12 protein-coding genes and 2 pseudogenes are annotated in these 14,859 nt (G+C 45.2%); 7 read left to right on the top strand and 7 right to left on the bottom strand.

Annotation, left to right across the window (positions count from 1 at the left end; translation table 11 throughout):
- Positions 1-64: 64 nt before the first annotated feature.
- The 4 genes from infB (at position 65) to lysS (ending at position 6,511) form a co-directional block, all read left to right on the top strand.
- Entirely contained in the window at positions 65-3,226 is a 3,162-nt protein-coding gene (gene infB / locus V7K36_RS05170) for a translation initiation factor IF-2 (RefSeq protein WP_335113736.1), read from the top strand.
- Positions 3,227-3,332: 106 nt separating this feature from the next.
- Positions 3,333-3,953, top strand: a complete 621-nt coding sequence (locus tag V7K36_RS05165) for a low-complexity tail membrane protein (RefSeq protein ID WP_335113733.1) — start codon at positions 3,333-3,335, stop codon at positions 3,951-3,953.
- Positions 3,954-4,112: 159 nt separating this feature from the next.
- Positions 4,113-4,310, top strand: a complete 198-nt coding sequence (locus V7K36_RS05160; RefSeq protein WP_334942869.1) for a hypothetical protein — start codon at positions 4,113-4,115, stop codon at positions 4,308-4,310.
- Between the two features lie 515 nt (positions 4,311-4,825).
- Positions 4,826-6,511 (top strand): lysine--tRNA ligase, encoded by a 1,686-nt coding sequence (lysS, locus tag V7K36_RS05155; protein ID WP_335113731.1) that lies wholly within the window; start codon positions 4,826-4,828, stop codon positions 6,509-6,511.
- Positions 6,512-6,737: 226 nt separating this feature from the next.
- Here the strand turns inward: lysS and V7K36_RS05150 are convergent, their stop codons facing one another.
- The gene (locus V7K36_RS05150; protein ID WP_335113729.1) at positions 6,738-6,998 is read right to left on the bottom strand and encodes a hypothetical protein; all 261 of its coding nucleotides are present in this window, start codon (positions 6,996-6,998) and stop codon (positions 6,738-6,740) included.
- Positions 6,999-7,164: 166 nt separating this feature from the next.
- Between V7K36_RS05150 and V7K36_RS05145 the strand changes: the two genes are divergently transcribed.
- Both V7K36_RS05145 and V7K36_RS05140 read left to right on the top strand, forming a co-directional pair.
- Entirely contained in the window at positions 7,165-7,770 is a 606-nt protein-coding gene (locus V7K36_RS05145; protein ID WP_335113727.1) for a DUF3318 domain-containing protein, read from the top strand.
- Between the two features lie 122 nt (positions 7,771-7,892).
- The gene (locus V7K36_RS05140; protein WP_334831549.1) at positions 7,893-8,084 is read left to right on the top strand and encodes a hypothetical protein; all 192 of its coding nucleotides are present in this window, start codon (positions 7,893-7,895) and stop codon (positions 8,082-8,084) included.
- 176 nt (positions 8,085-8,260) lie between these two features.
- Here the strand turns inward: V7K36_RS05140 and V7K36_RS05135 are convergent, their stop codons facing one another.
- Together V7K36_RS05135 and V7K36_RS05130 are read right to left on the bottom strand one after the other, a co-directional pair.
- Positions 8,261-8,653: a hypothetical protein gene (locus V7K36_RS05135; protein WP_335113726.1), complete on the bottom strand. Its 393-nt coding sequence runs from the start codon at positions 8,651-8,653 to the stop codon at positions 8,261-8,263.
- A 345-nt stretch (positions 8,654-8,998) separates the two neighbouring features.
- Positions 8,999-9,717: pseudogene (locus V7K36_RS05130) on the bottom strand (Uma2 family endonuclease).
- A gap of 140 nt (positions 9,718-9,857) precedes the next feature.
- Between V7K36_RS05130 and V7K36_RS05125 the strand changes: the two are divergent.
- Positions 9,858-10,199 carry a hypothetical protein gene (locus V7K36_RS05125; RefSeq protein ID WP_335113724.1) on the top strand — a complete coding sequence of 114 codons (342 nt, stop codon included), beginning with the start codon at positions 9,858-9,860 and terminating at the stop codon, positions 10,197-10,199.
- 93 nt (positions 10,200-10,292) lie between these two features.
- On the opposite strand, the pseudogene V7K36_RS05120 reads toward V7K36_RS05125, so the two are convergent.
- The 4 genes and pseudogenes from V7K36_RS05120 to acpP form a co-directional block, all read right to left on the bottom strand.
- A pseudogene (locus V7K36_RS05120) lies at positions 10,293-10,517 on the bottom strand (PIN domain-containing protein); the annotation flags it as partial.
- A 219-nt stretch (positions 10,518-10,736) separates the two neighbouring features.
- Positions 10,737-12,764, bottom strand: a complete 2,028-nt coding sequence (gene tkt / locus V7K36_RS05115) for a transketolase (protein ID WP_335113722.1) — start codon at positions 12,762-12,764, stop codon at positions 10,737-10,739.
- Positions 12,765-13,052: 288 nt separating this feature from the next.
- Positions 13,053-14,303, bottom strand: a complete 1,251-nt coding sequence (fabF, locus tag V7K36_RS05110; RefSeq protein ID WP_335113720.1) for a beta-ketoacyl-ACP synthase II — start codon at positions 14,301-14,303, stop codon at positions 13,053-13,055.
- A gap of 222 nt (positions 14,304-14,525) precedes the next feature.
- Complete coding sequence (gene acpP, locus V7K36_RS05105; protein WP_335113718.1) at positions 14,526-14,780, bottom strand: acyl carrier protein; 255 nt, start codon at positions 14,778-14,780, stop codon at positions 14,526-14,528.
- Positions 14,781-14,859: the final 79 nt, after the last annotated feature.

Raw genomic sequence — 14,859 nt, 5'->3', positions numbered from 1 at the left:
AGGATGGAGATGTCGCAAGCCAGGCAACCATCCGCTAAAACTGTAATTTAAAGGGGAAGAGTGGATGAACAACGGCAAAGTTAGAATCTATGAATTATCAAAGGAATTGAATTTGGATAACAAAGAGCTATTAGCAATTTGCGAGCAGCTCAGCATCTCGGTCAAAAGCCATAGCAGCACGATTTCAGAATCCGAGGCAGAAAACATCCGGGCGGCAGCAGAAAAACTGCCAGCTACGAATGTGTCGGCCAAAAAGGAACTAGGTACAACCAGCCATAAGCCAAATTCACCACCGAACGGCGGACGTAACCGACCTGCTGCACCCCACAAACAGCAAATTTTGGAAATACGCAAACCCAAAATATTGAGAAATACTACCTCCAACGCCCCAGAGGCGTCACTTGATAACAATACCCAAGCTGCCTTGTCTGAAGCTAATCCTCCCTCTCCTCCACGGCCTTTTGCTACACCAGTCTCACCCATGAAGCCGACGGCACCAACTCGACCTGTACCCCGGAATCAATCTGAGACCCAAGAGCAACCTCCTGTCATAGACTTGGAACAAACGCCAAATCAAGATCAAGCATCGGAAAAAATAGCAGGGCAAAAACCGGAAAAAATAGTTCCACCCAGACCGAAATCGGAAAAACCGATCAAACCACAATTAGTTGCTCCTCCAGCCAGACCTGCGGAAGAAGTTGCCCAGGTGGTAGACGAGCCGGTATCTCAGGCAGACAAGCCGATCCTCAAACGCGACCAACGGCTACGACCCGTGGAAGGCGATCGCGATCAAATTAAGCCAAAAGTCGCTAAACTGCCAACTGACCAGTCTCCACAAGCTGCACCACAAAGAACAAGTCGTCCTACCCCTTCACCCAGCAGACCAGAGCAGAGAGGCAATAGACCATCTGCTCCATCACAACTAGGAGAGGGGCAGCGACCCAGGCCAGCACGTCCAGGTGAATCAGCAGCCGCAATGCCGATCGCTACTCCACCCAGACAGATGTCAGGAATAGCGGGCAAATCTGAAGGATTAGGTGATGATGTAGTCGCACCTGATCTCCTCGATTTGAAACGCCCAAGTCCGCCTCGCCCAACCAAAGGTGGCAAAAAGTGGGTAGAAGAGGAAATCATTGACGAAGTTAAAGAGAAGGCTAAAGCTGGCGTCAAAGGCAAGCGGATCAAGCCGATACTTGATGATGAGTTTGAAGAAGATTTGCTGGATGATGACGATCCCGACTCACCAGCCACCGTCCAAGTCAGTCTTTCCATCGCCCGTCCTCCGAAACCCAAAGCGACTCGACCTGTACAGATGCCAGGCGCAATCCTTGCTAGTGCCCCAACTGCAAGAGGGAGAAAGTCTAGTTCCAAATCTGGTTCCAAGTCTGGTTCGGGCCGCGATCATCACCAGAACCGTCGCCAACAAGAAGCCGATACAAAACGTGACCGTCCCGAAAAAGTGGTGGTAACAGGGCCGTTGACTGTGCAAGAATTGGCTGACGTTTTAGCCGTTGCCGATACAGAGATTGTCAAAATCCTGTTCCTCAAAGGCATGGCGGTGAGTATCACCCAAAATCTGGATATTCCCACAATTACCCTGGTAGGAAAAGAACTAGAAATAGAAGTCGAAACCGCCGAGCGAGAAGCAGAAGCTCGGAAAATTACGGAAATGGTCGGCGCAGAAGACCGAGAATATCTCCACCGCCGTCCGCCAGTCGTGACAATTATGGGTCACGTAGACCACGGGAAAACAACCCTGCTCGACTCAATCCGCAAAACGAAAGTGGCTGCTGGCGAAGCTGGTGGTATTACTCAACACATCGGTGCGTACCATGTGGATGTCGTACATGAGGGCAAACCGCAGCAGATAGTCTTCCTGGATACCCCCGGTCACGAAGCCTTTACAGCTATGCGGGCACGAGGAGCGCGGGTAACAGACATTGCCGTGTTGGTAGTGGCTGCTGATGATGGTGTCCGTCCCCAAACGATTGAAGCCATTAGCCACGCTCAAGCCGCAGGAGTGCCAATTGTCGTTGCAATCAACAAAATTGACAAAGAAGGGGCACAACCAGAGCGGGTGAAACAAGAGCTAACCCAGTATGGTCTGACCGCAGAAGACTGGGGTGGTGAGACAATCATGGTTCCGGTGAGCGCCATCAGAGGTGAAAATCTGGATACGCTCTTAGAGATGATTCTTTTGGTAGCAGAAGTTGGAGAACTATCTGCCAACCCAGATCGTGCCGCCAAAGGAACTGTAATTGAAGCACATCTGGATAAAGCCAAGGGAGCAGTTGCTACCCTGTTAATTCAGAATGGCACCCTGCATGTGGGAGATATCTTAGTAGCTGGCTCGGCCTTCGGTAAAGTCCGGGCGATGGTGGATGACAGAAGCAAGAGAGTAGACATTGCTTCTCCTTCCTTTGCTGTCGAGGTGCTAGGTTTAAGTGATGTGCCAGCAGCAGGCGACGAGTTCGAGGTCTTCCAGAATGAAAAAGAAGCCAGAGCGCTCGCTAGCGATCGCGCCGATAGACAACGCCTATCCCGCCTGTTACAAGGACGTGTTACCCTTACAACCCTGTCGGCTCAAGCACAAGAAGGCGAGTTGAAAGAACTCAACTTGATCTTGAAAGGAGACGTACAAGGTTCCGTGGAAGCCATTGTGGGAGCGCTCAAGCAAATCCCCCAAAACGAAGTCCAAATTCGGATGCTATTGGCTACTGCTGGGGAAATTACCGAGACAGATATCGACTTAGCAGCTGCCAGTAACGCTGTGATTATTGGCTTCAACACTACCTTCGCCAGTGGCGCCAGACAAGCCGCCGATGAAGCGGGTGTAGATGTCCGAGAATACAACGTGATCTACAAACTCCTGGAAGATATTCAAGATGCCTTGGAAGGTCTTTTGGAACCAGAGTTGGTGGAAGAACCCTTGGGTCAAACCGAAGTACGTGCCGTCTTCCCAGTCGGTCGCGGTGCTGTTGCCGGTTGCTACGTTCAATCTGGCAAGCTAGTTCGCAACTGCAAAGTCAGGGTGCGACGCAACGGTAAGGTGATCTTTGAAGGCGTCCTTGACTCCCTAAAACGGATGAAAGAAGATGCCCGTGAGGTCAACGCCGGTTATGAATGCGGTGTCGGCATGGATAAATTCAATGATTGGGTTGAAGGTGACATCATCGAATCCTATCAAATGGTTACGAAGCGCCGCACTCTCACCTTAACGAGATAGTGTTGAGGGTAAAATGGTTAGAAGTTAGGAGTGATAAATTAGGAGTTAGGAGTTAAAGGCTGCTAATTCCTAACTCCTAACTCTTAACTCACAATTATTTTATAATATGCATTCATTTCGCTCTGAACCTATTTTGTGGATTCACGTCGCTGGATTGGCGACGTTGCCAGTTTTTTTAGTCCTCTGCTTATTGTTCCTATCTGTAGGCGAGCCATTTTTGCCAGTCTGGATGGAGTTATTCTTAGTTGCCGCCATTGGTGTTCTCCCTCTGCTATGGATGCAGTTGCGCCGCCCTTTTTATATATTTGCTCTTTTAGGAATAGCCCTGAAGCCAGAAAATCTGACTGAACGGCAGCGAAAAATTCTCTGTTTAATTAATACAAAGTTAAATCGTATCCTAGCTCTAGTGGCAGCAGTATTGTCGGTTTGGGTGCTGTGGCATCTCTACCAAATTGCCCCATTAGTAGCAAATTCCGCTAAATTTCTCCCACAATGGCGCAGTGTTGCATTAGTGCTTGCGGGGTTAGCCTTTTTGGGCAGCAATCTTTTTTTACAAATACCTGTGAGTGTAATGCGAGTTTTGGTGACTAAGGAGACAGAATTCGCTGGCATAGAGCCATTATCTTTAGAAAAGATTAAGCAGGATTTCACAATTTTAGGGGTGCGGGTTAATCAAATCGTGCCCCAATTGTTGCAATCCCTGTTTAGGATTAATACAGATTCATAGCAGCCCCGAAAGTATATTATTTCACTTTAAAGGGCTAGAAATAAGCAGCAGGGAGCAGAGAGCAGAGCGGAAAAATAACTATTAATTATTGACCCATGCCCAATGCTCCATACCCAATACCCAGTTACCGTTGAAGTTAAAACAAAGGAATGAGGAACTATGGCTCAAATTCCAGCTTCTAGCGATCGCCAATTTTCTGCTGATACTGAAATTTGGTATAGTCTCAAATGTGCGATCTCCACGAGTTCCGGTTTTCAACGCTGGCAACTAGAACGCGATGCTCAATTACAAGGAATTCGCCTGGAACAGCAAGTACAAGGGTATTTAAGGGAAACTTTAGAAACTTTAGCTTACTAAATACAAAAGAAATTTTCTCGGCTTGTTTGCAAGGGAGCGAGTTGACGGTATGCACTCTGCAAGCGATCGCCATCAACTTCCACTTCATTTGTGGGATAATTTTTAATCCACCCTAGTCCCCCAAGGCATTGGGGGACTACAGGGGGGTGTTTTTACGTGCATATTACCTAGAAGTAAAACTCTTATGGAGTGGGCAGCGTTCGATGGTTCCTGAGCCTTGTCCTACCCCTCCCTACGGGGATATTGCTACGCGTAGCGTCCCGCAGGGAAGGACTGAGCGCTCATGCCGAAGTCTTGCCCGCCCTGGTTATGCAAATTAAAACTACATGAGCTGATCATCATCTGCAAAGTGCAAATACAGCGTTTTTCAAGTAAATGAGGTACACAGGTAGGGGCACAACAATGTTGTGCCCTTACAATAATCTGTACAGAGGCGCTTGTTGCAATCTACTGTATCTCTTACTCTTAACTTTTGCAGCATCTATAATTAATCTTGCCCTATTTAGTTCGTTACCATGTCGGAAGAAGATATCCGGGCCGCAAGGCTGGAGAAAGTAGAACAACTCAAGCAGCTAGGGACTAATCCCTATGCCTATCGTTGGGAATCTACCCATCATGCAGCCCAGTTGCAAGAAAATTTTGCCGATTTATCCAGTGGTGAAGAAGTTGATTTAGAAGTTGCGATCGCTGGACGCATTATGGCACGTCGCGTTTTCGGTAAATTAGCTTTCTTCACTTTGCAAGACGAAACCGGCACAATTCAGCTTTATCTAGACAAAAATCGCATCCAAGAAAGCATGGCAGATATTGATGCCGATGCCTTCAATCACCTGAAGCAACTCACAGATGCAGGTGACATTCTGGGAGCCAAAGGTACTATTAAACGGACTGAAAAGGGCGAGTTATCTGTCTACGTTAAACAATATACTATTCTCACTAAATCCCTATTGCCCCTACCCGACAAGTGGCATGGATTAACGGATGTTGCCAAGCGCTACCGTCAGCGCTATGTTGACTTGATTGTTAACCCGGAAGTGCGGCAAACTTTCCGCCGTCGCGCCCAAATTACTGCGGGTATTCGTCGCTATTTGGAAGAACGGGATTTTTTGGAAATTGAAACGCCAGTTTTGCAAAGTGAAACTGGGGGTGCAGATGCACGTCCATTTATCACTTACCACAACACTTTAGAAATGGAATTGTATCTGCGAATTGCCACAGAACTCCATCTCAAGCGGTTGATTGTGGGTGGTTTTGAAAAGGTGTTTGAATTGGGGCGAGTTTTCCGCAATGAGGGAATTTCGACTCGCCACAATCCCGAATTTACGACAATTGAACTTTACCAAGCCTACGCCGACTACAACGATATGATGGCGCTGACAGAAGGGATTATTACCACTGTCGCCCAAGAGGTACTCGGCACATTGCAAATCACCTACCAAGGGGAACCTATCGATTTAACACCACCTTGGCGACGGGTGACAATGAACGATGTAGTTAAAGAATTTACGGGGTTGGATTTTAATTCTTTCCAAACTTTGGAAGAAGCAAAAACAGCAAGTAAAAATGCTGGGATTCCTGGTGTAGATGAAGCCAAATCAATTGGTAAGTTACTGAATTTAGCTTTTGAAGAAAAGGTAGAAGCTAATTTAATTCAACCTACCTTTGTAATTGATTATCCTGTAGAAATTTCGCCCTTAGCAAAACCGCATCGTTCTCAACCTGCTTTGGTGGAAAGATTTGAGTTATTTATCGTCGGGCGAGAAACTGGCAACAGCTTCTCAGAACTTACCGATCCCATCGAGCAAAGAGAACGTCTAGAAGCCCAAGCTGAAAGAAAAGCTGCTGGCGACTTGGAAGCCCAAGGTGTAGATGAAGACTTTTTGACAGCCCTTGAATACGGTATGCCGCCTACAGGTGGTTTAGGGATTGGGATTGATCGGTTGGTAATGTTATTAACAGATTCTGCCAGCATTCGGGATGTAATCGCCTTCCCTCTACTCAAGCCTGAAGGCAGCGTTATTAAGCAATTTAGCTATGATCCAAAAACTCAAACACTGACTATTGAATTTGATAGTGGAAGTGTTTACGAGTATTTCAAAGTACCTCCTAGTGTCAAAGAAGACTTAGACAATACACCGTCTAAAGGTCAATATTTTAACAAGTTTATTAAAGGTAAATTTAAGTATGAACAATTGAGTTGAGATAATAACTACCATTCAACAGTAGAACAGTAGGGTGCGTTATGGCTTTGCCTAACGCACAATTTGTTTCTGAGTTTATTCAGCAGTTAGTAGTTTCAGTTGGGGATTTAAACCTTTTAATTTACGATAGATAAGCACTTCCAGTATAAATATTTATCGGCTTATTCAGAATTGGCATTACGGATGGTCGCAGATTCATAAATTCCCATTCATCTGAAAAAATTGGCTATGTAGGATTATAATCTTGCTGATTCGATATATCTTTTGAGGGGCGATCGCTACTCCAAGCCCACCACACAGAACCACAGTGGCAATAGTAGAACTCCTGCCATTTGCGACGATGATCTTCTGTAAGTACAGGCGATCGCCGATTTAGCCAAACTTTTTCAGCTTCCAAGCTACTAGAGCGGCAGCTAGGACAGCAAAACTCGTAAGCGTGTGTTGCCTCATTTGTCCATTCAGGCGGGATCGAAACAAAAGCGTCCATGTCGTTAAAAGTGCAGTCTCAATGGTGATCGAGAACTTTGAGGTTTTGAATTTGGGCGCAAACGGATACAATAAAATCCCGCCACATTATCAAATCACAAATCAAAGATTAACACGATTGATAACTAAAATAGTTACCATGCACATTATGGCTAATAATTAAATTTATGGAGCAAAATGTTGAAATTCGCCGTTTGTTAGATGTGATGCCTGCTTCTGCTCGGATGACGACAAAACTTGTTAGTAAGCCTCAGCAAGCAAAAGTGATTGATGCCTCCTTTCCCCAACCCTGGAATCAGGCACGACCGATATATATTAATTTTGATTTGTGGCATCGCTTGACAAAGCCGCAACGAGATTTGCTGCTGTTGCAGATGGTTAGCTGGTTGACGGGGGTGAAGTGGTTTAAACCCGACATTTATCAAGGTGTAGTGGTGGCTGGGCTGTTAGGCGGATCATTGGAAGCAGTACAATCAGATGTGGTAGGTGTAGCCGTAGCTGGGGGATTAAGTGCGATCGCTGCTTGGAGGATCTGGCGCACTAATAAATCTCAAGAGTCAGAGTTAAATGCTGATACAGCAGCCATTAAAATAGCACAGCGACGCGGTTATTCAGAAACAGAAGCAGCACAATACCTGTTATCTGCAATTGAAGCGGTAGCTAAAATTGAAGGACATTCCAGTTTAAATTTTACTAAGTTGATTCGTTGCCAAAACTTACGAGCGATCGCGGGTTTATCACCAGTGGGTATGCCAGAAAGTTATGATAAGTAGAATAAATGTCTCTGCTGCCCATTTGTAGCAACATTTAAAGTGAAAAGTCTATATATGGGTTTTTGACAGCGATCGGTAAAACTTAACTTAAATTCTCTCAGTTACTAATGGAGTTGATGGGAATGGGTAACTTTATTATTTTTGTCTTGATAGTGGTTTACGGAGGCGGCGTTTGGAAGTTTTGGAATGGCTTTGGGCGGACTAATTTTAATCCAACTTTGACCAATCGCATTGGTTTATCTTTGCTATGGCCAGCTTTATTTATTACAAATCAATCCTATCGTCGAAACTTTAGAAAAGCGTTGAAGGGCTAGAGTTTACTGTCAAGTTTAACGTCATCCGATTCTGACGGTGGCATATATCTGAATATTAATCTAACCCCCCAACCTCCCTTCCCTAGTGGGGAAGGTTGGGTTTGCTCCTTTTAGAAAGGAGAGGAATTAGGGAAGGATAAGTTCGTTAACCGTTGGAAGTATTTCAGCTGATGAATTTACTTGGTTAATAGATGAATTACTCCACCTACAGCTGCACCATCAACAGCATTGCCAAGGGTATCTTTGCGATCGCCAGTAATTACGCCAGTCAATGCGCTAGCCCCTGCACCGACTCCGACATCTTGAACAGCGCTCCGGTGATAAGGATGCTTTCTCAGACCATTTGCACCATTGACAACTGCGCCAGTCACAGCACCCCTAATACCATTTTTTAATACATTACCATGTCCCCTAACAGCTCCGGTGACTACATTCGTAACAGCCCCAATACCTGCATCTCTTAGTACTTGGTCGTCAGCAGCAGCCGGTTTCGCGGGAACTAAGGTGACACCAGCTAGACTTGCAGCCATGAGGCTGGGTAGAAGTGTGCGCTTTAGGATATTATTCATTGTGTTACCTTCTCAAAACATCAAACAATTGGCTAAAAACCAAACTTAGTGGAGTCGGATAAAATCTGATTTTTTTATCTGAACAACAGCAACTAATTATTGTTCTCGAATATATATCATCGCATTTGAAAAGTCATAACTGCATCTACATAAAGCATGAATATAGATTCAGTCCTGAGAATCCCTTGCTGATTTCTTAGGCAATACTGGAGATTACCTATTGACAAAATCAATTAAATATAATATTCAGATGGAAAGTTGTATTTTTTCATTACTAGCAAGGTATTACTAACGATAAATCGCGTAGTGTTTACCCTATCTATCTAAAGATAGTTGCCAAAATAATTAAACTAACTCGTCGGGGTTAATATTTAATTCTGTTAGTTTAGCAGCCAAGCGCTGCGTAGGCGTAGCCCGTCGTAGACATCGCTCCCATCCTGTCTGTAGCAAATTACCCTGATTATCCCACCAGGGTAATTCTAGATTTTGATAGCGCCCTTGCCAAATTCCCAATTCTACACCCATAGGTTCAATAGGATGATGTCCGCGTTCATTGGCAGGTATTAGCTGATATTCACCCCTGAGCAATTGATACACTTGGACACTAGCTTTTTTCACTTCATAAATGCCATAGAAGGGAATTCTAATTGCTTGCTCATAAACCCAAAACTTACCTGTAATTGGTGTTTTGTCTCTTCTTGGGAACCATCTCCTGAAACAAATTCCAACACAATCAGAGGTGCAACATATTCTTGCCAAAGTATATAAGAACGGCGGACTTGACCATTTAAAGTTGGCGGTACATTTGGTACATAAAACCAATCTGGGGCTTCTGCTCCTCTTTCTGGTGGTTCAGTCATACGCCAATAAATACCTCTATCTTGACCTATGCAATATTGTCCATTGAGATGCAGCTTCTGCAAGATTGGCTCAATAGAATCTGTCAGCAATAAGCTTTGAGGATGTTCTTGCAGATTTTTTACAAATGTCGCGTCAGATTCTGGTAGCTGCGTGTGGTCTGGTAGGGTTGATTCAACGCCTAAAGGTGTTTGTGCTGAGGTCATGGGAACTATCCATTTTTTAATTACGTATTTCTTTGGTAGCATTCCCTCGAAAAATTAAATAAGCTTAAATTTCACAATCAGGGGAATTAAAAGAATAAATTTAAAACTTCTGTTTTGAAATAGTTTTGGAGGGAAAAGTAATGATATTAGATTTATATAGGCTTGGTAAAGAAATCGCCCAAGATGCCAATAAATTATTCGACCACACACGGCATAGCGTTAAACATGATTTGGAAGAAACAGTTTTATGTGACAGCTATAATCGTGAGTGGAAAGTAAAGGTTCGCCGCACAGGTAATCGCGGACGCTACCTTAAAATCTATTCCTATCCAGATTACAAACAAAGCTTGAGAGCATCAGCAGATAAATACAAATCATATTTACAAATTACTTCTGATGAATGGGAGGTTTTTTATCGGACAGCAGGAGGACTAGAGGATTCTCGCGCCAGGGCTATTTTAGATAAGTTAGTAGGAATTTAGGACTAGAAACCGGGTTTTTCTGAAAAACCCGGTTTCTAAACACGAGTGTTACAAGGAAAAATGTAAATTTAAGTAGAGACGAAGCTCTTATTTCTAAGAATGTGTTGATGGCCAATTCTCTAAGCTTAGTCCTTCCAGTCGCAGCAAATCAGAATCGTTAGAAACCATAATTAAACCGCGTGCGATCGCAGTTGCTGCTATAAATATATCTTCCTCTTGGATAGTTAGACTTCTGCGTTTTAAATCCAGATGAATTTCGCAGGCTTTTTCAAGAATTTCTATATCATCTAGAAATAAAACTTCATATTTACTATAAAAAGCTACGCGTAGCGTCCCGTAGGGAAGTCACCTCCGTGGACAATACAAAATCAAAGGTTTTTAACCCACGGAGGTGGGTTTTGTCTGTATAGCCGCGAATTCTATTCGCTAGGGCTATTAATAAATTAGACTTTTAAACATCCTCTCAGCACCCCTCTGCGTAAAAAAAAGGTGGACAAGATGCCCACCCCACAAAATTTTGAGAATATTCTGTTGTTATTAACCTAACAATTGTTTAGCCTTAGCTAAAACATTATCAACGCTAAAGCCAAACTTCTCTAGACAAACATTGCCTGGAGCCGAAGCACCAAAACGATCAATACTAACGCAATCGCCTTCACTACCTACGTACTTGTGCCAACCGAAACTGCTAGCAGCTTCTACAGACAAACGCTTGGTGACAGCTTTTGGCAGAACAGACTCTCTATAAGCCGCATCCTGTGCTTCAAACAGTTCCCATGAAGGTAGCGAGACAACACGGGCTTTCTTACCTTCGGCTGTGAGTTTTTCGGCTGCGCCGACGGCGAGGCTCAGTTCTGAACCAGTGCCAATCAAAATGATATCAGGTGTACCTTCGCTATCCACCACGGTGTATCCACCTTTCGCCACCTTTTCAATTGATGTACCTGCCAAGTTGGGAACGTTTTGACGGGTGAACGCCAATAGAGATGGAGCGTTTTGCTTCGACTTTTTGATCGCTATTTTATAAGCGCCAGAGGTTTCGTTACCGTCTGCGGGACGAAACACGGTTAAATTAGGAATGGCTCGTAAGGAAGCCAGAGTTTCAATGGGTTGGTGTGTGGGGCCATCTTCACCTTGTCCAATGGAATCGTGAGTCATCACCCAAATTACGCCAGCTTGGGAAAGAGCGGATAAGCGGATGGCAGCACGCATATAATCTGTGAAGATCAAGAAGGTAGCGCCGTAGGGAATTAATCCCGAACTGTGCAACGCGATACCATTACAGATTGCGCCCATACCATGTTCCCGTACACCAAAGTGGATGTTGGGGTTTTCGTATTGCCCTTTTTGGAAGTCGCCCTTGCCCTTGACTTCGGTAAGGTTGGAGTGGGTTAAGTCAGCCGAACCACCAATCAATTCAGGTAAAACCGCCGCTAATTTGTTGAGGCAGTTTTCTGAGTGTTTGCGGGTGGGCAGTCCTTTGTCTTCGGGGGTGTAGGTGGGTAGTACCTTATCCCAACCATCGGGTAGTTTGCCGCTTATGTAGCGTTCAAATTCAGCCGCTTCTTGGGCATACTTAGCTTTGTAGTCCGCAAAGGTCTTGTTCCATTCGGTTTCGTAACCTGCGCCGCGCTCAACTGCTTTACGTGTGTGCTTGAGGGCGTCTTCGGGTACTACGAAAGGCTCATATTCCCAACCCAAATTTTTCCGAGTCAATGCTACTTCGTCTCCACCAAGCGCAGCACCGTGAACACCAGCAGTGTTTGCTTTATTGGGGGAACCGTAACCAATGGTGGTTGTCACCTTAATCATGGACGGCTTATCAGTTACAGCTTTAGCTTCGGCGATCGCTTTCTCAATTGCCGCTAAATCAGTATTGCCATCTTTGATGTGCAGAACGTGCCAACCGTATGCTTCAAACCGCTTGGAAACATCTTCGGTGAATGCTATATCTGTGGAACCGTCGATGGAAATGTGGTTGTCGTCGTACAGAGCAATGAGTTTACCTAATCCCAAGTGTCCTGCAAAAGAAGCAGCTTCACCGGAAATACCTTCCATGTTGCAACCGTCACCCACAATTACGTAGGTGTAATGGTCAACAATCTTGGTATCGGGTTTATTAAATTTAGCGGCAAGATGCGCTTCGGCGATCGCTAAACCGACTGCATTGGCAATTCCTTGGCCTAGTGGGCCGGTGGTGACTTCCACGCCTGGGGTCATGAAGTTTTCGGGGTGTCCAGGGGTTTTGGACTCCCATTGACGGAATTGCTTGATATCTTCAATGCTTACACTGTCGTAGCCTGTGAGATAGAGCAGGGCGTACTGCAACATCGAGCCATGACCGGCAGACAAGACAAAGCGATCGCGATTAAACCATTTGGGATTCTTGGGATTAAACTTTAAAAAGCGATCCCAGAGGACAAAAGCCATCGGAGCCGCGCCCATCGGCAGTCCTGGGTGTCCAGATTTGGCCTTTTCTACGGCATCAACAGCCAAGAAGCGGATCGAGTTAATACAAAGTTCTTCGAGGGAAACTTGTTTGGGGGATTGGGTTGCAACAGTCATAATCTCTTGTTTTTAACGACGGGTTAGCACTCTTGGTAGCTTCTCTTGTTGGGGTTATTTTAGATTCCCCACAGTATCCTCATCATCCCACTCCCGCTTGTCGATGGACAAGCGGGATCTCCTGAGTTTCTGGTGATAAATCAAGCTGATAATTGGGTCATGCTGAACGCTTAAATTATATCGGAATGCTATTTCTGATACTTTCGTTGGGCATTGGGCATTGGGCATTGGGCAGAGGAGGATAAAACTTCTGAATTCTAAATTCTGAATTCTGACTCCTGAATTCTTTTAGACGTATTTCTTAAAGGCCAGTGTGACATTATGGCCGCCAAACCCAAAAGAATTGGATATTGCCACCTCGACTTTTTGAGCGCGGCTAGAGTTAGGCACGTAATCTAAGTCACACTCTGGATCTGGATTTTCCAGATTGATTGTCGGTGGAATTTGGTCATTAGTGATCGCCAGTACTGTTGCCACTGCTTCAATACCTCCAGAACCGCCCAATAAATGACCTGTCATCGATTTGGTGGAGCTAATTGCCACCTTATAGGCATGTTCTCCCAGGGCTTTTTTGATGGCTGAGGTTTCAGTTGAATCATTAGCTGGGGTGCTAGTGCCGTGGGCATTAATGTAGCTAATCTGTTCGGGAGTTATACTGGCATCTTTGAGCGCTAGTTCTATGGCTCTCGCTGCTCCAAGTCCACCAGGTACGGGGGAGGTGATATGGTAGGCGTCACAGGTCATCCCATAGCCGATCATTTCGGCATAAATGTGAGCGCCGCGACTGATTGCGTGTTGCAGTTCTTCTAGAATTAAAATTCCTGAACCTTCACCCAAGACAAATCCGTTGCGATCGCGGTCAAAGGGACGGCAAGCTGTATACGGGTCATCATTGCGAAAAGAGAGTGCCTTGCAGGCGGCAAACCCAGCTATTGACAATGGTGTGACAGCTGACTCTGTTCCCCCGCAAATCATCGCCTGGGCGTATCCTCCTTGAATTAAGCGAAAAGCATCTCCGATGGCGTTGGAGCCAGCAGCGCAGGCAGTTACAGGACAGGAGTTTGGCCCTTTAGCACCAGTGTGAATTGCTGTTAATCCTGCGGCCATATTGGCAATCATCATCGGGATCATGAATGGACTACAGCGATCGGGGCCACGATTGAGGTAGATAGTTTGCTGGTCTTCTAATACCTTGATGCCACCAACGCCAGAACCGATCATGACACCTACCTGTTCTGCATTCAGGTCATTGATCACTAACTGCGCGTTAGATAAAGCCTGTTTTGCTGTCGCAACCCCAAATTGGGCAAACCGATCCATGCGCTTGGCCTCTTTGCGCTCCAAGTAATCATGTGGATCGAAGTTTTTCACTTCACCAGCAATGCGGCAATCATGGTGAGATGCATCAAATAATGTGATGTAGTCTATACCATTGCGTCCACTCAATAATCCATTCCAATATTCTGTTGCTGTGTTACCTATAGGTGTAATCGCGCCAACACCAGTTACAACAACGCGTTTACGTGTATGATCTGTCATGATTCAGTTAAAAATGGCGAAAAAGCTGCATGGCAAAAAATTCGAGCCTAGCGACTAGGTAATGGTGAGCCAGCGCAGTAGGAGCGTCACCCGAAGGGTCTTAAAGATTTCCTTTATGAGAGACTGGCGTTAGTGTCAGTGTTAGCGACGTTCCTAACGTCACCCTTCGTGTGACTAAGTGCTGAATAAAAATCTCTCCAATCCCCAATCCCCAATCCCCAGTTAAGCTGATGCGGTAACTTTGTTATTGATGTAATCTACTGCGTCTTGAACCGATATAATCTGCTCGGCAGCTTCGTCGGGGATTTCGATATCAAATTCTTCTTCCAAGGCCATCACCAGTTCAACGGTATCCAAGGAATCTGCTCCTAGATCGTCCATAAACTTCGACTGGGGTGTGATTTTGGTATCATCCTCAACACTCAGTTGTTCGGCGACGATTTTCTTGACCTTTTCAAAAAGTTCCGTTTGGCTCATAAATAATAAAAGTCCTTAACCAGTTGCGAGAATCTGCTCATTTAGAGGAGACATTGTTTTGAGCATATACATCTTATCT

This window comes from Nostoc sp. (genome assembly GCF_036919555.1).
Classification (GTDB): Bacteria; Cyanobacteriota; Cyanobacteriia; order Cyanobacteriales; family Nostocaceae; genus Nostoc.
This window is presented reverse-complemented; position numbering and strand designations above follow the sequence as displayed.